Source organism: Microbacterium sp. NFH-22A-Y, assembly GCF_021401375.1.
Taxonomy (GTDB): domain Bacteria; phylum Actinomycetota; class Actinomycetes; order Actinomycetales; family Microbacteriaceae; genus Microbacterium; species Microbacterium hominis.
Genome location: NZ_JACBGF010000003.1, coordinates 1 through 20,947, shown reverse-complemented (window position 1 = coordinate 20,947; position 20,947 = coordinate 1). Strand labels below are relative to the sequence as shown.

The 20,947-nt window shown below is 72.2% G+C and carries 22 protein-coding genes; 15 read left to right on the top strand and 7 right to left on the bottom strand.

Annotated elements, in window-relative coordinates; all coding sequences use genetic code 11:
- Positions 1-56: 56 nt before the first annotated feature.
- The 7 genes from L0965_RS11070 to L0965_RS11040 are packed head-to-tail and all read left to right on the top strand — an operon-like array spanning position 57 to position 7,027.
- A complete protein-coding gene (locus L0965_RS11070) occupies positions 57-782 on the top strand; it encodes an NUDIX domain-containing protein (RefSeq protein WP_101307208.1) in 726 nt (241 codons plus the stop codon).
- Entirely contained in the window at positions 779-2,101 is a 1,323-nt protein-coding gene (gene nadA, locus L0965_RS11065) for a quinolinate synthase NadA (RefSeq protein ID WP_101306054.1), read from the top strand. Before L0965_RS11070 ends, nadA begins: the two co-directional genes overlap by 4 nt.
- Positions 2,098-3,747, top strand: coding sequence for an L-aspartate oxidase (nadB, locus tag L0965_RS11060; protein ID WP_232784027.1), 1,650 nt, complete (start codon positions 2,098-2,100; stop codon positions 3,745-3,747). The genes nadA and nadB overlap by 4 nt, the downstream gene beginning before the upstream one ends.
- Entirely contained in the window at positions 3,741-4,649 is a 909-nt protein-coding gene (gene nadC, locus L0965_RS11055) for a carboxylating nicotinate-nucleotide diphosphorylase (protein WP_101306053.1), read from the top strand. Before nadB ends, nadC begins: the two co-directional genes overlap by 7 nt.
- Before the next feature lie 13 nt (positions 4,650-4,662).
- Complete coding sequence (locus L0965_RS11050) at positions 4,663-5,829, top strand: cysteine desulfurase family protein (RefSeq protein ID WP_101306052.1); 1,167 nt, start codon at positions 4,663-4,665, stop codon at positions 5,827-5,829.
- Positions 5,826-6,788 (top strand): glycosyltransferase family 2 protein, encoded by a 963-nt coding sequence (locus L0965_RS11045; RefSeq protein ID WP_101306051.1) that lies wholly within the window; start codon positions 5,826-5,828, stop codon positions 6,786-6,788. The genes L0965_RS11050 and L0965_RS11045 overlap by 4 nt, the downstream gene beginning before the upstream one ends.
- 41 nt (positions 6,789-6,829) lie before the next feature.
- Positions 6,830-7,027: a hypothetical protein gene (locus L0965_RS11040; RefSeq protein ID WP_060959141.1), complete on the top strand. Its 198-nt coding sequence runs from the start codon at positions 6,830-6,832 to the stop codon at positions 7,025-7,027.
- Between the two features lie 11 nt (positions 7,028-7,038).
- Here L0965_RS11040 and L0965_RS11035 read toward each other — a convergent pair whose 3' ends face one another.
- On the bottom strand, positions 7,039-8,967 hold the full coding sequence (locus tag L0965_RS11035) for an ABC transporter ATP-binding protein (protein ID WP_101306050.1): 1,929 nt from the start codon (positions 8,965-8,967) through the stop codon (positions 7,039-7,041).
- A gap of 50 nt (positions 8,968-9,017) precedes the next feature.
- Positions 9,018-9,671 (bottom strand): DUF1345 domain-containing protein, encoded by a 654-nt coding sequence (locus tag L0965_RS11030; protein WP_060959134.1) that lies wholly within the window; start codon positions 9,669-9,671, stop codon positions 9,018-9,020.
- Between the two features lie 166 nt (positions 9,672-9,837).
- Here L0965_RS11030 and L0965_RS11025 point away from each other — a divergent pair, with 166 nt between their 5' ends.
- Positions 9,838-11,316, top strand: a complete 1,479-nt coding sequence (locus tag L0965_RS11025) for a DHA2 family efflux MFS transporter permease subunit (protein WP_101306049.1) — start codon at positions 9,838-9,840, stop codon at positions 11,314-11,316.
- A gap of 8 nt (positions 11,317-11,324) precedes the next feature.
- Here L0965_RS11025 and L0965_RS11020 read toward each other — a convergent pair whose 3' ends face one another.
- Entirely contained in the window at positions 11,325-11,471 is a 147-nt protein-coding gene (locus L0965_RS11020) for a hypothetical protein (RefSeq protein ID WP_167626529.1), read from the bottom strand.
- A gap of 65 nt (positions 11,472-11,536) precedes the next feature.
- Between L0965_RS11020 and L0965_RS11015 the strand changes: the two genes are divergently transcribed.
- The gene (locus L0965_RS11015; RefSeq protein ID WP_101306048.1) at positions 11,537-12,085 is read left to right on the top strand and encodes a type 1 glutamine amidotransferase domain-containing protein; all 549 of its coding nucleotides are present in this window, start codon (positions 11,537-11,539) and stop codon (positions 12,083-12,085) included.
- A gap of 22 nt (positions 12,086-12,107) precedes the next feature.
- Here the strand turns inward: L0965_RS11015 and L0965_RS11010 are convergent, their stop codons facing one another.
- A complete protein-coding gene (locus tag L0965_RS11010) occupies positions 12,108-12,794 on the bottom strand; it encodes an alpha/beta fold hydrolase (RefSeq protein WP_101306047.1) in 687 nt (228 codons plus the stop codon).
- Between the two features lie 123 nt (positions 12,795-12,917).
- Here L0965_RS11010 and L0965_RS11005 point away from each other — a divergent pair, with 123 nt between their 5' ends.
- From L0965_RS11005 to L0965_RS10980, 6 genes are read left to right on the top strand one after another with little or no spacing between them, the layout of a single operon-like run.
- On the top strand, positions 12,918-13,844 hold the full coding sequence (locus L0965_RS11005) for an ABC transporter substrate-binding protein (protein WP_101306046.1): 927 nt from the start codon (positions 12,918-12,920) through the stop codon (positions 13,842-13,844).
- Positions 13,841-14,902, top strand: a complete 1,062-nt coding sequence (locus tag L0965_RS11000; RefSeq protein WP_232784026.1) for an iron chelate uptake ABC transporter family permease subunit — start codon at positions 13,841-13,843, stop codon at positions 14,900-14,902. The genes L0965_RS11005 and L0965_RS11000 overlap by 4 nt, the downstream gene beginning before the upstream one ends.
- Positions 14,903-14,910: 8 nt before the next feature.
- On the top strand, positions 14,911-15,981 hold the full coding sequence (locus tag L0965_RS10995; protein WP_101307205.1) for an iron chelate uptake ABC transporter family permease subunit: 1,071 nt from the start codon (positions 14,911-14,913) through the stop codon (positions 15,979-15,981).
- Positions 15,974-16,807 carry an ABC transporter ATP-binding protein gene (locus tag L0965_RS10990; protein ID WP_101306045.1) on the top strand — a complete coding sequence of 278 codons (834 nt, stop codon included), beginning with the start codon at positions 15,974-15,976 and terminating at the stop codon, positions 16,805-16,807. The genes L0965_RS10995 and L0965_RS10990 overlap by 8 nt, the downstream gene beginning before the upstream one ends.
- Positions 16,804-17,685: a siderophore-interacting protein gene (locus L0965_RS10985; RefSeq protein WP_101306044.1), complete on the top strand. Its 882-nt coding sequence runs from the start codon at positions 16,804-16,806 to the stop codon at positions 17,683-17,685. Before L0965_RS10990 ends, L0965_RS10985 begins: the two co-directional genes overlap by 4 nt.
- 56 nt (positions 17,686-17,741) lie before the next feature.
- Positions 17,742-18,098: a hypothetical protein gene (locus tag L0965_RS10980; protein ID WP_231735002.1), complete on the top strand. Its 357-nt coding sequence runs from the start codon at positions 17,742-17,744 to the stop codon at positions 18,096-18,098.
- 18 nt (positions 18,099-18,116) lie between these two features.
- On the opposite strand, the gene L0965_RS10975 is transcribed toward L0965_RS10980, so the two are convergent.
- The 3 genes from L0965_RS10975 to L0965_RS10965 all read right to left on the bottom strand — a co-directional run bounded on the left by L0965_RS10975 (position 18,117) and on the right by L0965_RS10965 (position 20,930).
- Complete coding sequence (locus tag L0965_RS10975; RefSeq protein WP_060959125.1) at positions 18,117-18,326, bottom strand: hypothetical protein; 210 nt, start codon at positions 18,324-18,326, stop codon at positions 18,117-18,119.
- 97 nt (positions 18,327-18,423) lie between these two features.
- Positions 18,424-19,461: an HAD-IIA family hydrolase gene (locus L0965_RS10970; protein ID WP_101306043.1), complete on the bottom strand. Its 1,038-nt coding sequence runs from the start codon at positions 19,459-19,461 to the stop codon at positions 18,424-18,426.
- Positions 19,461-20,930, bottom strand: coding sequence for a primosomal protein (locus L0965_RS10965; RefSeq protein ID WP_232784025.1), 1,470 nt, complete (start codon positions 20,928-20,930; stop codon positions 19,461-19,463). The genes L0965_RS10970 and L0965_RS10965 overlap by 1 nt, the downstream gene beginning before the upstream one ends.
- Positions 20,931-20,947: the final 17 nt, after the last annotated feature.

Sequence of the window (20,947 nt, the reverse complement as noted above, 5' to 3'; positions counted from 1 at the left end):
CGGTTTGACCTTCGTGTCGGGATGACTCTAAGATCGTGGCCGAGGTTATGGTCACCATGACAAGAACAGACTCCGCTGTCGACGGCATCCGTGTCGCCGTGTCGACGGTCATCTTCAGCCTGCGGCGCGACGCCGACGGGCGGCTGGCGGTCGTCCTCCCGCTCGTGCGGCGCACGCGGGATCCCCACGAGGGACGCTGGGCGCTGCCCGGCGGCTGGCTGGACAGCACGGAGGAGCTCGAAGCGGCGGCCTCGCGCACGCTGGCCGAGACGACCGGCCTCGCGCCCAGCTACCTCGAGCAGCTCTACGCCTTCGGCGACATCGGCCGCTCCCCCGGCCGCGTCGTGTCCATCGTCTACTGGGCGCTGCTGCGCGAGGGCGCCCAGCTGCCCGCCGACGCCGAGAACGTCGCCTGGTTCGACGCCTCCCGACCGCCGGAGCTGGCCTTCGACCATCGCCACATCGTCGAATACGCGCTGTGGCGGCTGCGCAACAAGGTCGGCTACAGCCGCATCGCGCACGGGCTGCTGCCGGACCTGTTCACCCTCTCGGACCTGCGCGAGGTCTACGAGGCGATCCTCGAACGCGAGCTCGACCCCGCCAACTTCCGACGCCAGGTCGAGAACTCGGGGACGCTCATCCCCACGGAGCGCTTCCGCACGGGCAGCCACCGTCCGGCCCGCCTGTACCGCTACAACCACGACGTCGAGCTGGCCGATCGCGGCCCGCTGCCCACCGACACCCCCGCACCACCCGTCCTTCCCGAAGAGGTCACGATATGAGCGCCACCATCCCCACCCTCACGCCGCCGCCGGCCGACCCCGTCGACCCGAGCGTCGACCACGGCATCCAGGCCATCGTCGCCGGCGCCTCGACGGCCGAGACCTGCAACACGGAGCTCGCCGCGGGCCCGTGGGACTTCGACCGACGTCCCGGCTACGGTCCCGGCTCGTCGATGGGCGATGTGATCCCCGTGGGCTCGCCGCGTCAGGGAGAGCTGCCCGCCGAGTACCGCACCGCCGGCGAGGACGAGCTGCACGCCCGCATCCGCGCCGCGAAGCAGACGCTCGGCTCGCGCGTCGTGGTGCTCGGTCACTTCTACCAGCGCGAAGAGGTCGTCACCCACGCGGACTACGTGGGCGACTCCTTCCAGCTCGCCAACGCGGCGCTCGAGCACCCGGATGCCGAAGCGATCGTCTTCTGCGGCGTGCACTTCATGGCGGAGACCGCCGATCTGCTGTCGCGCCCGGAGCAGGCGGTCATCCTTCCGAACCTCGCGGCGGGATGCTCGATGGCCGACATGGCCTCCATCGACGAGGTCGAGGAGTGCTGGGAGCAGCTGGCGGACGTGTACGGAGACCTCGAGGCCCCGGACGCCGACGGTCGCGTGCCGGTGATCCCGGTCACGTACATGAACTCGTCGGCGGCGATCAAGGGCTTCGTCGGGCGCCACGGCGGCATCGTCTGCACCTCGTCGAACGCCCGCACCGTGCTGGAGTGGGCCTTCGCCCGCGGGCGCCGCGTCCTCTTCTTCCCCGACCAGCACCTCGGCCGCAACACCGCGAAGGCGATGGGCGTGCCGATCGCGCAGATGCCGATGTGGAACCCGCGCAAGCCGCTCGGCGGCTCCACCCCGGCCGAGCTCGCGGACGCGCGGGTGATCCTGTGGCACGGGTTCTGCTCCGTGCACCGCCGGTTCACGGTCGACCAGATCGACAAGGCGCGCGCCGAGCACCCGGGGGTGCGGGTGATCGTCCACCCCGAGTGCCCGATGGCGGTGGTGGATGCCGCCGACGAGGCGGGGTCCACGGACTACATCCGCAAGGCGATCGCCGCGGCCACCGAGCCGACGACCTTCGCGATCGGCACCGAGATCAACCTCGTCCAGCGGCTCGCGGCGCAGTACCCCCAGCACCGCATCTTCTGCCTGGACCCGGTGGTCTGCCCGTGCTCGACGATGTATCGCATCCACCCCGGGTATCTCGCCTGGGTGCTGGAGCGGCTCGTCGCCGGCGAGGTCGTCAACCGCATCACGGTGCCCGCCGACGTCGCCGATCCGGCGCGGGTCGCGCTCGAGCGGATGCTGGCGGCCAAGCCGTGACCGCGACCGACGCCGCCCCGCGGGTGCCGCCGGCGCGGCGGGACGCGCCGCACGTGGTCGTCGCGGGCTCCGGGATCGCCGGGCTCACCGCGGCCCTGCACGCCACGGCATCCGGATGCCGGGTCACGCTCGTGACGAAAGACGTGCTGGAGCACGCGAACACGCGGTACGCGCAGGGCGGGATCGCCGGCGTCATGTTCGACGACGACAGCGCGGCGGCGCACGAGCGCGACACGCTGGTGGCGGGGGCCGGCCTCAGCGACGCCGACGCGGTGCGCGTGCTCGTCGAGGAGGGGCCCGCCCGCATCCGCGAGCTCATCGCACGGGGCGTGGAGTTCGACCGTGGAGCCGACGGCACCCTCGTCAAGGGACTGGAAGCCGCCCACTCCTACCCCCGTGTGCTGCACGCGGGGGGCGATGCGACCGGCAGCGCGATCGAGAAGGCGCTCGTCGGGCGGCTTCGGGTCAGCGGCGTCGACGTCCTCGAGCACGCCTTCCTCGTCGACGTGCTCCTCGACGGCGACGGGCGCGCCCGCGGCGTGGACCTGCTCGTCGACGACGAGCGTCGCGTGTCGCTCGACGCCGACGCCGTCGTCCTCGCCACCGGCGGTGCCGGGCAGCTGTACGCGCACACGACCAACCCGCCCGTCGCCACCGGAGACGGCATCGCCGCCGCGGTGCGCGCCGGCGCCGCGGTCCGCGACCTGGAGTTCGTCCAGTTCCACCCGACCGTGCTCACCTCGCGGCCGGGAGAGGCGTTCCTCGTGTCCGAGGCCGTGCGGGGCGAGGGCGGCGTCCTGAGAGACGAACAGGGTCGCCGATTCATGCTCGACGTCCATCCCGACGCCGAGCTCGCGCCGCGCGACGTGGTCGCGCGCGCCATCGCCGCCGTGATGGAGGAGCAGTCGGGTCGCCCCGTGCTGCTGGACGCGACGGGACTCGGACACGACGGCTCCGGCCCCGCGCGCAAGCAGACGGCGGCCTTCCTCGCGCGTCGGTTCCCGACGATCGACGCGGCCGTCCGGGAGCGGGGGTTCGACTGGTCGCAGGAGCCGATCCCCGTCACTCCCGCCGCGCATTACCTGATGGGCGGCGTCGCCACCGACCTGGCCGGCCGGACCAGCGTCCCGAGGCTCTACGCGGTGGGCGAGGTCGCCCGCACCGGCGTCCACGGCGCGAACCGGCTCGCCTCCAACTCGCTGCTGGAAGGCGCGGTGTTCGGTGCGCGCGCCGGCGACGCCGTCGCCGCCGACCTTGCCTCCGGACTCTGGCCGTTCCCCGCGCCGCTCGCGGCCGCCGACGACGACAGCGCCGCGGCGGTCCCGGCCGGCTCGACCGCCGGCATCCCGTCGCCCGCGCCCTTCACGCGACGCGCCCTCCAGCAGGTGATGTGGGAGGACGCCGGCCTCGTCCGCGACGCCGCGGGTCTGGATCGCGCGAGCCGGATGATCGCGGGCTGGCGCGCACAGCCGCAGACACCGCGCACCGAGGCCGAGTTCGAGGACGAGAACCTGCTCGTCGTCGCGGCCCAGGTGGTCGGCGCCGCGGCGGCGCGCACCGCATCCGTCGGCGCGCACACCCGGCGCGACGACACCGGGGCCTCGAACGACCGGGCGTCCCGCGAGCTGGAGGGCGCATCATGCTGACCCGGCGCCACATCGACCGCGTCGTCGCCGCCGCGCTCGACGAGGATGCACCGTGGGGCGACCTCACGAGTCGGTACCTGATCCCCGAGGATGCCGTCGCCACCGCCGACCTCGTCGCGCGCGAGCCCGGCGTCTTCAGTGGCGGCGAGGTCTTCGCCGCCGCGTTCGCGCTGACCGATCACGCCGTCGCGGTGCGGCTCCACCGGCGCGACGGTGAGAGCTTCGCGGCCGGGGACGTGCTCGCCACCGTGGCCGGCCCGGCCCGCGCCGTGCTGACCGCCGAGCGCGTCGGACTCAATTTCGTGCAGCGGATGAGCGGCATCGCGACGCTGACGGCGCGCTACGTCGCCGCGGTGGCGGGCACGCGGGCGCGGATCGCCGACACGCGCAAGACCACGCCGGGCCTACGCGCCCTCGAGCGCCACGCCGTGCGCAGCGGCGGGGGACGCAACCACCGCTACTCGCTGTCGGACGCGGTCATGGCCAAGGACAACCACCTCGCAGTCCTCACCGCGGGCGGCGCCGACGTGACGGCGGCGCTGCGCACGGCACTCGCGGAGCTGCCTCATACGGCGCACATCGAGGTGGAGGTCGACCGACTCGACCAGATCGAGCCCGTCCTCGCGGCGAGCACCGCGGCGGCGCGGATCGGCACGATCATGCTCGACAACTTCTCCCTCGACGACCTCCGCGCCGGCGTCGCGCAGGTCGCGGGCCGCGCCACCGTGGAAGCCTCGGGAGGCGTCAGCCTGGAGACCGTCGCGGCCATCGCGGCCACCGGCGTCGACGTGATCTCGGTCGGCGCGCTCACCCACTCGGCACGGGCGCTCGATCTCGGTCTCGACGCCCGCATCGCGCGCGGCGACGGGGGCGCGGCCACCGCGTCGACGCCGGCGGGCTGACGGGAGATCGGGCGTGTTGTACCTGGACCATGCCGCGACGACGCCGGTGCGCCCGGACGTGCTCGACGCCATGCTGCCCTACCTCCGCGGGGCGTACGGGAACCCCTCCAGCCACCACACCGTCGGAGAGGCCGCGGCCGCCGCGCTGGCCGACGCCCGACGCCGTGTCGCCGCGGTCGTCGGGATGAGACCGGCGGACATCGTCTTCACCTCGGGGGGCACCGAGGCCGACAACCTCGCCGTCAAGGGCATCGCCATCGGCACCGCACTGCGGCGCGGAGAGGCCGTGCACGTGGTCACGACGCCCATCGAGCACGAGGCCGTGCTCGCCTCGTGCGACTACCTCGAGCGCGTCCACGGCGTCGCGGTGACCCGCGTGCCGGTCGACGAGACGGGCCGCGTCGACCCCGCGCACGTCGCCGCCGCGCTCCGACCGGAGTCGGCTCTCGTGTCGGTCGGCTACGCCAACAACGAGATCGGCACGGTGCAGGACGTCGCCGGGCTCGCCGAGGTCACGGCGGCGGCGGGAGTGCCCCTGCACCTCGACGCCGTGCAGGCGGCCGGGTGGCTGCCGCTGGCCGGCACGGGTGCCGACGCCCTGTCGATCGCGGGCCACAAGATCGGTGCCCCCGCCGGCATCGGCGTCCTCGCGGTGCGGGGGCGGCTGCCGCTGGAGCCGGTCCTGCACGGCGGCGGCCAGGAACGCGATCGCCGCAGCGGCACCGAGAACCTCGCCGGCGCCGTCGCGATGGCCACCGCGCTCGAGCTCGCCGAAGCCGAGCGCGTGGAGGCGTCCGCGCGCGTGAGCGCCCTGCGCGACCGCTTCATCGCGTCGGTGCTCGGGCTCGTCCCGACCGCGCGCCTGACCGGGCATCCGCGGTATCGCCTTCCGGGCACGGCGAGCTTCACGTTCACGGGCACCAGCGGCGAGGCGGTCCTGCTGGAGCTCGAGCGCCGCGGGATCGTGTCCTCGAGCGGGTCGGCGTGCGCCGCGGGCAGCGACGAGCCGTCCCACGTGCTGCTGGCGCTGGGCATCGACCCCGAGGTGGCGCAGACAGCGGTGCGCATCACCTTCGCTCACGACCTGGGCCGCACCGACCCGGCGCAGGCCGCCTTCGAGCTGGACCTCGTCGCGGACGCCGTCGCGTCTTCGGTGGCGGCGGTACGATCGGGGCCGTGAGCACTCCGGTCGTCACCGTCATCGTCCCGGGCCGGGACGTCGCCGCCTTCGCCGAGGAGGCCCTGGCATCGCTGCGCGCGCAGACGCTCACGAACTGGTGCGCGGTCCTCGTCGACGACGGCTCCGTGGACGCCACCGGCGCGGTCTTCGCTGCCGCGGCCGCTGCCGACCCGCGCTTCCGCGTGATCACCCATCGCGTCGCGCGCGGGCTCTCAGCCGCCCGCAACGCCGGTCTCGACAGCGTCGAGACTCCGTTCGTCGCCTTCCTCGACGCCGACGACGTCCTGACCCCGACCGCGCTGCAACGGTTCGTGGAGACCCTCACCCGCACCGGCAGCGATGTCGTCGTCGGGGCCTACGTGCGACTGCGCGCCGACGCCGAGGGACGCTACTCCCCCGGTCCCGTGCAGCCGTGGGTGCGGGCGGCGACCGAGCCGGAACGGCTCGGCACGACACTGGACGAGCACCCCGAGCTGTCGGGCAACATCGTGGCCTGGTCGAAGCTGAGCCGGGTGGAGCTCTGGCGCCGGAGCGGACTGCGCTTCCCCGAGGGCAAGCTCTACGAGGATCAGATCGTCACGCAGCGGCTCTATACCGCGGCGCGTGCGGTGGACGTCATCCCCGACGTCGTCGTCCACTGGCGAGAACGCGCCGACGGAACGTCGATCACGCAGAACAAGGACCTGCTGCCCGTGCTGGTCGACTACCTCGAGGCGCTCCGCGGCGGCATCGCCGTGCTGGATGCCGCGGGCCAGCGCGCCGCCTCCCGTGCCCGTGTGCGCCTCATCCTCGACATGGACGTCCCCCCGCTGGTGCGCATCGCGCAGACGAGCCCCGAGGACGCGTATCGACGTGCGCTCGGGGAGTTCGTGCGCGGCCTGCTCGACCGTGCCCGCGCCGACGGCATCGCCCTCGATCCCGCGACGGCCGACCTGCGCAGCGCGGCCGAGCTCTGGTGAGCTCCGACGCCCGGTACCGGCGCGACGGCTATCCTGAGCCCATGAACGGTTCCGACACCCCCGCCTCCGACCAGCCCACCGGGCCCGACCTCGCGGAGATCCGCGCCGAGATCGACGAGCTCGCCGCGCTGTCGACGGAGGAGCTGGTCAATCCGACGCCCGAGCTCATCGCGGAGAACGAGCCCACCCCGCACCCGACGGACGCCATCGGTTCCGAGGACTGGAACACGCCGGCCTGATCCGCCGCCGCTCACCCGCGCGGGGCGGAGACGTCCGGGCGGGGCTCCTCCGCCCGCAGCTCCATGCCCGCGATCGTCGCGGCCGCCATCTGCTCGACCGCCAGTTCCGCGTAGAGTCCGCCGCGGGCCAGCAGCTCGGCATGGGTGCCGGACTCGACAATGCGTCCCGCCTCGACGACGTGGATGACGTCCGCCCCGACCACCGTCGAGAGCCGGTGGGCGATCGAGAGCGTGGTCCGTCCGCGAGCGACGTTGTCCAACGCCTCCTGGACGACGCGTTCGGACACCGTGTCCAGGGCGGAGGTCGCCTCGTCGAGCAGAAGCACGGGCGGGTCCTTCAGGAGAACGCGCGCGATCGCGATGCGCTGCTTCTCCCCGCCGGAGAGCCGATAGCCGCGTTCGCCCACGATCGTTTCGTACCCGTGCTCGAAGCCCACGATGGCGTGATGGATGTTGGCGGCCGTGCAGGCGGCGACGAGTTCGTCGTCGGTCGCGTCCGGCTTCGCGTAGCGCAGGTTCTCCGCGATCGAGGCGTGGAACAGGTACGTCTCCTGTGAGACGATCCCCACGTTCTCGACGATCGACTGCTGGGTGAGGGAGCGCACGTCCTCACCGCCGAACAGGACCGCGCCCGACGAGGCCTCGTACAGCCGCGGCGCGAGGTAGATGATCGTGGTCTTGCCGGCGCCGGACGGACCGACGAAGGCGACGTGCCGGCCGGGCTCGGCGACGAACGAGACGCCGTCCAGCGTCGGGCGGCCCTCGCTCGCGGCATCCGGATAGCGGAAGACCACGTCGCGGAACTCGACGCGTCCGATCGGGCCGGGCGCCGCGGCGACGTCGATGGCGTCGGGCGCGTCGACGATCGCGGGCGTCAGGTCGAGGTACTCGAAGATCCGCGCGAACAGCGCGCGCGACGTCTGCAGGTCCAGCGCCACGCGCATCAGCCCCATGAGCGGCTGGAGCAGCCGCGCCTGCACGGTGGTGAACGCCACGACGGTGCCCGCGGTGATCGCCCCGGTGCCGCCGGCGATGAGATAACCCGACACGAGGTAGATGATGGCGGGCACCGACGCCATGATCACCTGGACGACGGCGAAGAACCCCTGGCCGCTCATGGCGCGACGCACCTGCAGGCGCACCTGGTTGCGGTTCTCGTCGCGATAACGCTCCGACTCGGCCCGTTGCCGGTTGAACGCCTTCGACAGAAGGATGCCGCTCACCGACAGCGTCTCCTGCGTGATGCTCGTCAGCTCACTCAGCGACTCCTGCGTCTGTCCGGCGATGCGCGCCCGCACCTGGCCTACGCGCCGCTGCACCAGCACGAGCGCCGGCATCATCACCACGGCGATGATCGTCAGACGCCAGTCGATGAGGATCATCGCGACCAGGGCCGAGATCACCGTCACCGTGTTGCCGAGGATGCTCGTGACGGTGTTCGTCAGCACGTCGGACACCCCGCCGACGTCGTTCTGCAGTCGCGACTGGATGACGCCGGTCTTCGTGCGGGTGAAGAAACCCAGCTCCATCGCCTGCAGGTGGTCGAACAGCCGCACGCGCAGGTCGCCCGTCACGCGGTTGCCGACGGTCGAGGTCAGCCAGGTCTGGGCGACGCCGAGCACGGCGGAGAACAGGAAGAGCCCGATCATGGTGAGCACCAGGCGCACCAGCAGCGCCAGGTCGGGCGGACCGCCGGCGGTCGGGAACAGGGCGTCGTCGAAGATGCTCTGCACGATCAGCGGAGGGACGACGCCGATCGCCGCGCCGACGACCACCAGCACGGCGGTCAGGACGATGCGTCCGCGATACGGGCGGAACAGGCCGACCACACGGGCCCCGAGATCCGCGACCTCCGGCGCCTGCGCGTTCAGCCGCCGCTGGGCGCTCTCGTCCACGCCGCGGAAGGCCGCCGCGCGCCCGCCGGGTCCCATCCCGCCCATCCCCATGCTCACCGGGTCACTCTAACCCCGCGCCGGAAGGGGGTGGCCGGTCAGCCGAGTCCCGCCACGAGATTGATGACCGAGGCGAGGATGACCGCTCCGAACAGGTACGCGATGAGCGTCTGCCCCACCACGATGCGTCGGATCTCGTTGGCCGACACGTCGTTGTCGGAGACCTGGTAGGTCAGGCCGAGGCCGACGGCGAAGTAGCCGAAGTCCGAGTACATCGGCTCCTCGTCCTGGTTGAAGTCGATCCCGGCGCGCTGGCCGGCGGCGAGCCGGCCGTAGTACACCCGCGCGTACCGCAGCATGTAGTCGACCTGGATCAGCGCCCAGGAGCTCACGACCGCCGCGATCGCGACGCCGGCCACGACGAAGGCGTGCAGCCGACTGCCGTGACCGCCGCCGACGAGCACGGCGACGACGCCGCCGAGACTCGCCACGCTGCCCACGAGAGCGATGAGGCGGGCGACGGGACGCCCCGGGTCGACGGCGCTCGTGTGCGACCGGGTGGCCTCGGCATCCATGGGCCACACCACCGACAGCAGCCAGACGACGTTGACGGAGGCGACGACCGCCCAGCCGGCGAGCAGCCCCACGGCCACCCCGGCCAGCGCCGAGACCGTCGCCGCGACGACCGCTCCGACCGCGAGGGACAGAGGACCGCGCACGGCGACGCGGGAGGGATGCCGCGTGGGTGCCATGCTGCGATCGTCCCACCCGGCGGGGGAATACGACGTCAGACCCGGCCGTTATGGTGGAGAGTCGTCCCCGGCCTCCGGGCACGCCGCGCCCTCGTGCGCCCCGTCGCCGCTCCCTCCGCCCCGTGCACCGCGTCCCGTACGCCGCCCCGATGACTCGAGGAACCTCATGACCTCCCCTGAGACCGACTCCCTTCCGGACACGACCGCCGTCGTCGGCGCGAAGGAGAACCGCGTCATCTGGCTGCTGCTCGCGGCGGCGTTCGTGGCGATTCTCAACGAGACCACGATGGGCGTGGCGATCCCGCACCTGATCGGCGACCTCGGGATCACGGCGGTCGCCGCCCAATGGCTGACCACCGCGTTCATGCTGACCATGGCCGTCGTGATCCCCACGACGGGCTTCCTCCTGCGTCGGTTCACGACCCGCGCCATGTTCGGCACCGCCATGGGCCTGTTCTCGGCCGGTACGCTGATCGCCCTCGTGGCGCCGGGGTTCGAGATGCTCCTCGTCGGTCGCGTCGTCCAGGCCTCCGGCACGGCCATCATGATGCCGCTGCTGATGACGACGCTCATGACCGTCGTCCCGCCGCACCTGCGCGGGCGCATGATGGGGCGCGTGAGCGTGGTCATCTCGCTCGCTCCGGCCATCGGGCCGACGATGGCGGGCGTCATCCTCGACAACCTGACGTGGCGGTGGATCTTCGCGATCGTCCTGCCCATCTCCGTCGTCGCCCTGATCATCGGCGTGCGGTGGATCCACAACCTGGGCGAGCGTTCGCACGCCCCCATCGACATCCCCTCGGTGATCCTCTCCGCCCTCGGCTTCGGCGGGATCGTCTTCGGATTGAGCCAGATCGGCGGCCACGGCACCGACGTCGCGGCCGCGGAGACGGCCACCGTGACCCTCGTCGTCGCCCTCGCGATCGGCGTCACGACGCTCGGGTTCTTCCTCTGGCGTCAGGTGGCCCTGCAGAAGAAGGACGACGCGCTGCTGGACCTCCGGATCTTCCGCTCGGGCAACTTCTCACTGTCCGTCGCCCACTTCGCGGTGATGTCCCTCGCGTTCTTCGGCACGCTCACGGCGCTGCCGCTGTACCTGCAGAACACCCTCGGGCTCTCGGCCAGCGTGTCGGGCCTGGTCGTCCTCCCCGGCGCGCTCGCGATGGGTCTGCTCGGACCCGTCATCGGACGCATCTACGACCGGTGGGGCACGCGCGTGCTCCTGCTTCCCGGCACGATCGTCGTGCTGGCGATCCTGTGGAGCTTCACGATGCTCACCGAGTCCACTCCGGTGTGGATGCTGGTCGTGACGCAGACCCTGCTGTCGGTGGGTCTCGCGATGTCGTTCACGCCGCTGTTCACGGCGTCACTGGGCTCGCTCGAGCCGAGGTTCTACTCGTACGGCAGCGCCACGGTCTCGACGGTGCAGCAGGTGGCCGGCGCGGCCGGCATCGCCCTGTTGATCTCGGTGATGTCGTCCGTGTCTGCGGCGGCCTCGGCGTCCGGTGCGGCGGATGCCGCGGCCGGGGCGGCCGGCGCACGCGCCGCGTTCCTGCTCGCCGCCGTGATCGGCACGCCGCTGCTGATCAGCGCGTTCCTCATCCGCAAGCCGGCCGACACACCTGCCGGACCCGCCGCGCACTGACCGGGTGGTCAGCCGATGCTGCAGGATCCCCCACCGCAGCACGCGCCGGCATCGATGCCGCCGTCCACCAGCGGCAAGAGGTTCTTCACGCCCGGCAGCTCCGATGCCTCCGTCGAGGAGGCGAGCTGGGGGGTGGGAAGGTTCGACGTAGCCATGAGTCGATGATACGTCCGTGTCAACCCCCGGGCGCGCTGCCGATGCCATCCGTAACGTCGAGGGCATGAGCACACTCTCAGGGAAGACCGTGGCCTTCGTGGCCACCGACGGATTCGAGGACAGCGAGCTGACATCGCCGTGGGACGCGGTGACCGCCGCGGGCGCCACCGCGGTGCTGATCTCCCCCGCGACGGACAGCATCGAAGGCAAGAACGGACACCGACAGGCCGTCGACGTCGCCGCCTCCGCCGCGGAGGCCGCGGACTACGACGCGCTCGTGCTGCCGGGCGGCGTCGTCAACGCGGACGATCTGCGGCTGGACGCGGCCTCCGTGGCGCTCGCCCGCGAGTTCTTCGCGCAGCACAAGCCCGTCGCCGCGATCTGCCACGCCGCCTGGCTGCTCATCGAGGCGGATGTCGTCGACGGCCGCACGCTCACCAGCTACCCCAGCCTGAAGACCGATCTCGTCAACGCGGGCGCCACCTGGGTGGACGAGGAGGTCGTCGTCGACGAGGGCCTCGTGTCGAGCCGCACCCCGGACGACCTTCCCGCCTTCAACGCGAAGGTCGTCGAGGAGATCGCCGAGGGCGCGCACGCCGGCCAGACCGTGTGACGGTCCGGGCGGATCGGTCGCCTCAGTCCCAGTCCAGGTAGTCCTCGATGAACCACGAGGTCTCGCCGGGGTGAGTGAGCGGGAAGAAGTGCCCGGCGGTCTCCACCGCCTTGACGCTCACGAGCCCCGGCGCGGACGCGCGCAGCGCCTCCCCCGCGTCGGCGGGGTTCACCCGGTCGCCGCCGCCCTGGATGACAAGCACGGGCGTCGCCTCGGCGACGGGCTGCCATGCCGCGGCATCCGTGGCGGCCAGCGCGGCGGCCTGCAGCGCGCGCACATCGGCCTGCGGCGAGAACGAGTCGCCGAAGACCGCACGCAGCTCCGCGTCGAAGTCGTCACCGGCGGGGGCGGCGCTCGCGACGCCGAGCAGCAGCACGCCGTTGACGCGGTCGTGGTGGTCGATCGCGATCGTGCGGGCGACGGCGCCGCCGAAACCGTGACCGCCGATCCACGCCTCCGAGATCTGCAGATGGTCGAGGACGTCGATGACGTCGGCGGCGAGGTCGTGCATCGTCGCCGCGCCCGAGCGGCGGGCCGCCACGCGGACGACCCGGAAGTCCTCTTCGACCAGGATGCTGGCGAGCGCGCCGAAGTAGGCGAAGTCGAGCCCGGCCTCCGGAAGCAGGACGATGGCCGGGCCGGCACCCTCGTCGAGATAGCCGATATCGCGAACGTCGGCGTCGAAAGTCTGTCGCTGGTTCTCGGTCACGATCCCCCATCCTAGAGCGCACCGAGTTTGCGCACGGCATCCGCGTCTGTCCATAGTTAGGTAAGCCATACCTACTCACCGTCCCGCTGCGTGCGGGTGCGGCCGGACGAAAGCGATGCCCCCATGCGCCCCCACACTCGACGATCCCTGCCTCTGCTCGCCGCCGCCGTGGTGACCGCGCTCGCCCTCGCCGGGTGCGCGGCGACGGGCACGACGCCGGGCTCCTCGTCGTCGGCGAGCGGAACGCACGCCGTGTCGCATGCCCGCGGAACCACCGAGGTGCCGAACGATCCGCAGCGGGTCGTTGTGCTCGAGCCGGTCGAGCTCGACACCGCCGTCGCGCTCGGCGTCACGCCGGTGGGGGCCGCCGTCGCGAGCAACGTCGCCGGTGTGCCCGCCTACCTCGACGTCGAGGGCGTCTCCCCGGTCGGCACCGTCCCGGAACCGGATCTCGAGGCCATCGCGGCGCTCCGCCCCGATCTCATCCTGGGCACCGAGTCGCGTCACTCGAAGCTCTACGACCAGCTCAGCGCCATCGCCCCCACGGTGTTCATGGCGTCGCAGTCCGACCCGTGGCAGCAGAACGCGCTGCTCGTCGGCGACGCGCTGGGCAGGGCGGCGAAGACCCAGGAGCTGCTGACGGCGTTCACCGACCGCTGCGCCGCCATCAAGGACGACTTCGCCCTGGACGGCAAGACGGCGAACATGATCCGGCCCCGCGACGAGACGACGCTCAGCCTGTACGGCCCCACCTCGTTCGCCGGCAGCGCGCTCGAGTGCGTGGGCCTGACCATCCCCGCCCAGGACTGGAAGGACGGCATCCAGGCGGACATCTCCCCGGAGAACGTGCGCAGTGCCGCCGCGGACTACGTGTTCGTGACGACGACGGACGTCGACGACCCGAGCACGATTCCGGCGGCGATCACCCAGAACGCCGACGCCTTCGGATCGGTCACCCTCGTCGACACGAGCTACTGGGTCTCCGGCGTCGGCCCCAAGGGCGGGATGCGGGTGCTCGACGACATCGAGCGCTTCCTCTCCGCGCGGTGACGGTCGCTGCCGATCGGGGGGCGCCGGCCGCCGCGCTCCCCCCGGCCCTGCCCGACGCCCGTCGCGGCGCGGTTCGGGCACTCGCTGTCGTCGCGATCGCGGTGATGCTCGCCGTCGCGGTGACGCTGTCGCTCATGATCGGATCCAACCCGATCGGCGCGCGGGACGTGCTGGCCGTCCTGAGCGGCGGCGGCTCTCCCGACATCCGATACGTCGTCGCGGAGCTACGGGTGCCCCGCACCGTCGCCGGCCTCGTCGTGGGCGTCGCGCTCGGCGCGGCGGGCGCGCTCATCCAGGGGTTCACCCGCAATCCCCTCGCCGATCCCGGCATCCTCGGAGTCAACGCCGGGGCGGCCTTCGCGGTCGCGATCGGGATCGCCGTGTTCGGGCTGCGCGACATGTCCGTCCTCGTCTGGCTGTCGTTCGCGGGCGCCCTGGTCGTCACCGTGGGCGTGACCGTCATCGGATCGTCCGGCCGCGGCCCCGCCGACCCCCTGCGGCTCACGCTGGCGGGAGTCGCACTCGGAGCCGTCTTCGCGGGCGCGACGACCGGGATGACCCTGAGCGATCCCGACGCCTTCGATCGCATGAGGGCGTGGCATGCCGGATCGTTGCTCGGGCGCGGCTTCGAGGTCCTGGGACCGGTCCTGCCCTTCGTCGCGGTCGCGGCCGTCGCCGCGCTCGCCCTCGCGCGGGGGTTGAACGCCCTCGCGCTCGGCGACGACGTCGCTCGCGCGCAGGGGGCACACGTAGGCGGCATCCGCGTAGGAGTGGTCGCCGCGGTCACGGTGCTCGCGGGCACCGCCACGGCGATCGCCGGCCCGGTCTCGTTCGTCGGCCTCATGGTGCCGCACGTCGCACGCTGGATGTTCGGCGTAGACCAGAGGCGCATCCTGCTCGCATCGATCGCTCTGGCGCCCACGCTCATCCTGCTCTCCGACGTGCTGGGCCGCGTGCTGATCGCACCGGCGGAGATCCCGGTGGGCGTCGTCACGGCGTTCGTGGGCGCCCCGGTGCTGATCGCCCTGGCGCGCCGACGACGGGCGACGGCGCTGTGAGCGTCGGCATGGCGCGACCCCGCGACGCGGCGACGGCGACCATCGACCGGGGCTATCGCCGGCTCGCGATCGGCCGGGGCGCGCGGCGACGTCACCTGCGGCTGCGCAGCGTCGTGGTCGCGGCCGGACTCGGCGTCGTCATCGTCGCCGCGGCGGTCGTCGCCCTCGGCCTCGGCTCGTACCCGCTGTCGCCCGCGGCCGTCGTGGACGTCATCGGCGGCGGCGGCCTCCCTCTTGATCGCACCGTCGTGTTCGAATGGCGCCTGCCGCGCACGCTGGCGGCCATCCTCCTCGGCGCGTATCTCGCCGTCGCCGGCACCCTGTTCCAGACCGTCACCGGCAACCCGCTCGCCAGTCCCGACATCCTCGGCCTGTCGAACGGCGCCTTCACCGGGATGCTGCTCACGGTCGTCTTCGTCTCCACCTCGTGGCCTGCGCTGACGGCCGGCGCCGTCGCCGGCGGACTGGTCACGGCCGCCGCCATCGCCGTGTTGGGGGGCCGCGTGCGGCAGCAGGGGTTCGGACTCATCGTGATCGGCATCGGCGTCGCGGCCATGCTGGCCTCGGCGAACACCTGGATGCTGCTGCAGGTCGAGCTCGAGACCGCGATGTTCGCCTCCGCGTGGGGCGCCGGCACGCTCAACGGCGTGACGGGCGCCGCGGTGGCGGGCGCGGCGCTGTGCGGCATCCCGCTGCTGATCGCCCTCGGTGCTCTCGCGCCGCGACTGCGGCAGCTGGATCTCGGCGACGACGTCGCCGTCACCACCGGCGCACGTCCGATGCGGGCACGACGCGGCGCCCTCCTGATCGGCGTCCTGCTGGTGTCGATCGCGACGGCCGTCATCGGTCCGATCGCGTTCATCGCGCTCGCGGCGCCCCAGATCGCGCGACGCCTGGCGCGCACGCCGTTCCTGTCTCTCACCCTGTCCGCCTTCGTCGGCGCCGCGCTGCTGCTGGCATCGGACATGATCGCCCAGCACGCGCTGCCCGTCGCGCTCCCCGCGGGCGTCGTCACGGTGTCCGTCGGCGGCCTCTACCTCGTCTTCACCCTCGTCCAGGAGATCCGCCGCCGTGTCTGACCCCGCCGCCCTCGCCCCGCGCACCCCGCCGCGCCTGTCCGCCGAGACGATCTCTCTCGGCTACGACGGTGCGCCGATCCTCAGCGCGCTGACCACCCGCATTCCGGACGGCTCGTTCACCGTCATCATCGGGCCGAACGCCTGCGGCAAGTCGACGCTGCTGCGCGGGCTGTCGCGTCTGCTGCGCCCCTCGGCGGGCGCCGTGGTGCTCGACGGCACCGACATCTCCCGTCTGCCCGTGAAGGAGGTGGCGCGCCGCCTCGGCCTTCTGCCGCAGACCGCGTCGGCGCCCGAGGGGATCACCGTCGCCGATCTCGTGGGGCGCGGTCGCTACCCGCACCTCGGGCTGTGGCGCCAGTGGACGGAGGCCGACGAGGACGCGATCCGCGAGGCGATGACGGAGACGGGTGTCGACGCGCTGTCGGGGCGTCGCGTCGAGGAGCTCTCCGGCGGCCAGCGCCAACGCGTATGGGTGGCGATGGTCCTCGCGCAGCAGACCGATCTGCTGGTGCTCGACGAGCCGACGACGTTCCTCGACATCGCGCACCAGATCGAGCTCATGGAGTTGTTCTCCGCGCTCAACCGGGCGGGCCGCACGATCGTCGCCGTGCTGCACGACCTCAACCATGCCGCTCGCTACGCCGACCACGTCATCGCGATGAAGCAGGGACGGATCGTGGCGGAGGGTGCGCCCGCCGACGTGATCACGACCGAACGGGTGGAGGAGATCTTCGATCTTCCCAACGTCGTGATCCCCGATCCGGTCACGGGCGGCCCTCTCGTCGTGCCATTGGGCGGTCGGCACACCGGAGCGGAGGCAAAATGAGCCGTTCGAACGGCGGAGACGAGCGTCCGTGGGAGTACAGCGCCTTCCCGGTGACCGTGGCACGCGTGCGTGACGTGTCCCCGAACTTCCGGCGCGTCACGATCTCCGGCGCGGCGGTGCGGCACTTCGCCCCGTGGGGACTCGACCAGCGCATCAAGCTGGTACTGCCCCTGGCGGGCATCGGGTTCGTCGACGTCGGTCTCACCCGGGAGCCCACACCGCATCCTCGCGACTGGTACACCCGGTGGAAGTCCCTTCCCGAGGAGCGCCGCAATCCGCTGCGCACGTACACGCCGTCGGCGATCCGGCCGGAGGACGGCGAGATCGACGTCGACGTCTTCCTCCACCAGCCGGCGGGACCGGCGTCGCACTGGGCGCGGACGTGCCGCCCCGGAGACGAGCTCATCGTCACGGGTCCGGATGCGCGCTGCGGCTACACCGGGTACGGCATCCACTTCACTCCCCCGGTCCCCCCGTCCCGGCTCCTGCTGGTCGGCGACGAGTCGGCCGTACCGGCGATCAGGAACATCGTGCGCGCGCAGCCGCCGGAGGTGAGCATCGAGGTGCTGGCCGACGTCGCGGATGCCGCCGATCTCCTCGACGACGACCTGAGGGCGATCACGACGCTGGCGCGCCCCGTGCCGGCCGCGGTGACGGGCGGGGTGACGGGCGGTGCGCTCGAGGGGCTCGTGCGCGAATGGGCGGATGCCGAGTCCGCCGCGTTCGGCGGCGCGGACGACGGCGGTTACGTCTGGATCGCCGGTGAGACCGCGGCGGTCGCCCGCATCCGCCGGCACCTCACCGCGACGGCGGGCATCGCACCGACGCAGATCTCGTTCCTCGGGTACTGGAAGCAGGGCGGCCCGCTCGTCGGCTGAGCGGATGCCGCGGCGCCGCGCCGCCACGCCGTCATGGGGGTGCCTATGCTGGGCGCGTGAGCTTTCCCACGGCACGGTGGTGCCGCAGTCGGCGTGGCACGGCGTTGTGCACGCGACCGACCGGTCACGCGGGGCTGCACAATCGGGTCGGGACGTCGCAGATGTGGTCCGACGCGCAGGCGGACGCGCCGGCGTGCCCGGGCTCGGGCCTCGCCGGCGTGCCCGCACCGCAGCTGCCGGACGAGGCGGCGGCCGCGGGCTTTCCCGAGGGACGCTCGCGGTGCCCCGAGTGCGACGGGTTCGTGCCGCTCGTGGCGGGCCGACGCGCGCCGCACGACCGGTTCCGCGGCACCGATGATCAGCGCGAATCCGCCGGCCGCGCCGAGTGGTTCAACACCTTCGGCTGGCAGTGAGGCACCGCGCGTCTGCGCTCAGGCGCCGAGCTTCTTCGCCGCCTTCTTGGCTGCCTTGTCGACGACCTTACGGGAGCGTGCGCGAGCCTTCTTCAGCGACGGGTCGTCCCACAGGTGCTTCGCAGCGGCACTGATCTCGCGATAGCGCGCTCGTCCGGCACGCGCGCCGAGCACATAGCCGGCACCGCCGGCGATCACGACGGTCAGCCAGAACTTCACTCCGGACATAGGTCCTCCTCGATCGACGAATGCCCCCAGGCTAGGCCCGGTCGGCATTCATCCCCCAGGGGTTGACAACCTCGACGCCGGCAGCGCGCAGATCTCCTCAGGGACGGTGGAAGGGATCGGCGTACAGCCGCTCCGGCACGCGGAATCCGTAGATCGCACGCCCGGACGCCCAGATCGCCGCCGCGCCGGCGCGGACGAGGTCGATCGGTCGCGATCCTTCCGACACGATGTGGATGTCCGCCCCGTCGATCCGCACGGCGGCATCGCGCACGGCCGTCGTGTCGCCGCGCACGATCGTCTCCGGGTACTCCTCGTGGAGTTCGCGCAGGTCGCCGAGGATGTAGGTGGGGCGCGAGGTGGCCGGCGCCGCGAGCACGTGCTTGGGACGATCGATACCCGTCAGCACCAGCACCGAGTCGAGACCGGCCGCCTGGGCGCCGGCGATGTCGGTGTCGAGCCGGTCGCCGATGAACAGCGCCTTCTGCGCGCCGAATCGCGCGACGGCCTCATCGAAGATTGCGCGCTCCGGCTTTCCGGCGACGACGGCGAGTCGGCCCACCGCCGTGTGCACCGCCGAGACGAGCGTCCCGTTCCCCGGCGCGATGCCCCGCGCCTGAGGGATGGTCCAGTCCGTGTTCGTGGCGATCCAGGGGATGCCGCCGGCATCCTCGGGCGTCGCCAGCGCGTACGCGGCCTCCGCCAGCTGCTCCCAACCCACGTGGGGGGCGAACCCCTGCACGACCGCGGCAGGTGCGTCCTCCGCGCTGCGTGTGACGACGTATCCGGCCTTCTCCGTCTCGAAGACGAGCCCGTCGCCGCCGACGATGAGGATCGTCGCACCCGGGGCGACGCGTTCGCGCAGCAGCCGCATCGCCGCCTGCGGGCTGGTGACGACGTCTTCGGCGCGCGTCGACGTCAGACCCAGCTCGCGCAGGTGTTCGGCGACGACCGCGTCGCGACGAGACGCGTTGTTGGTGATGTACCCGAGCCGCCGCGACGCACCGGCGGCGTTGAGGCTGTCCACGGCGTACGGAAGCGCGCCCGGGCCGGCGTACACCACGCCGTCGAGATCGGCCAGCACGGCGTCCACGCCGTCCAGGGGCGTGGACGCCGTGCGCTTCGAGAACAGCGCCATCAGTCGTCGGCCGCCTCTGCAGACGTCGCATCCGGGTCGACGGCGTCGATGACGTCGGAATCGTCGACGTCGGAATCGTCGACGTCGACGTGCTGCTCATCCTCGTCGAGCGGCAGGGCGATCTCCTCGACCTCGTCGATCTCGATCACCTCGAGGTCCGCGTCCACGGCGCCGAGAGCCTCGGCGGCGACCTCGGCACGACGCTGCCACTGCTGGGCCTCGTCGAGACGACCGAGCTCCTCCAGCACCGCCGCTCGCGCAGCGAAGAGGCCCGGACTCCACGTGAACGCACGATCCGGGTCGAGCTCCGGGATGTCGAGCTCCTGCAGCGCTCGCTCGGTCTCGCCGAGATCGAGCCGGGCGCCCGACATCGCGATCGCGAGCTCGACGCGCGCCTCGGTGGTGAGCGCAGACCGGTCGACCGCGCGTCCCACTTCGAGAGCACGGTCAGCGCGACCGACGCCCCGCTCGCTGTCGACGAGCAGAGCGATCTGGTCGTCACGACCGGAGATACGGCGGTAGGTGCGCAGCTCCCGCACCGCGAGGGCGAAGTCGCCGAGCGCGTAGGCCGTGATCGCCACGGTCTCCCGGACGATCGCGATGCGGCCCGCGCTGCGGGAGGCGGCGAGAGCGTGCTCGTGCGCCAGCGCGGGGTCGTCGTCGATCAGACGCGCGGCCATCGCCAGGTGACGGGCGACCTGCTCGGCGTTCTCCTTCGAGAGGGTCTTGAGCTCGTTACGAGCCGATGTCGGCAGATCCTGAGGGGTGACGTCGTCGGGCAGCTGCGGACCGACGGGGCCGGTGCGGCGCTCCGACCCCTGCGGCGGACGCGACGTCCGCTCGCCGTCGCGCTTCGCGTAGGGCTTGCGCTCACCGTCGCGCGAGGCATAGGGCTTACGCTCCCCATCGCGGGACGCATACGGCTTACGGTCGCCGTCGCGCTTCGGGTACGGCTTCCGCTCCCCATCACGGGACGCATACGGTTTCCGGTCACCGTCGCGCTTCGGGTAGGGCTTCCGCTCCCCATCGCGCGAGGCGTACGGCTTACGCTCACCGTCGCGCGAGGCGTACGGCTTCCGCTCCCCATCAAGGGGCGCATACGGCTTCCGCTCACCGTCGCGCTTCGGGTAGGGCTTGCGCTCACCGTCGCGCGAGGCGTGCGGCTTCCGCTCACCGTCGCGCGGCGCATACGGCTTACGCTCACCGTCACGAGACGCATACGGCTTACGCTCACCGTCACGAGACGCGTACGGCTTACGCTCACCGTCACGAGACGCATGCGGCTTACGCTCACCGTCGCGCTTCGGGTACGGCTTCCGCTCCCCATCACGCGAGGCATACGGCTTGCGCTCGCCCTCCCGCGGTGGGCGCGACGAAGAGGGACGCTGCCCTCCGCGCTGCGGGTCCGAGTTCCTCCCACGGCGCTCAGCGTTCGCATCCTTGTTCTCGGGATCGCGCTCCTGTGCCATCGAAGGGGTTCCTCTCG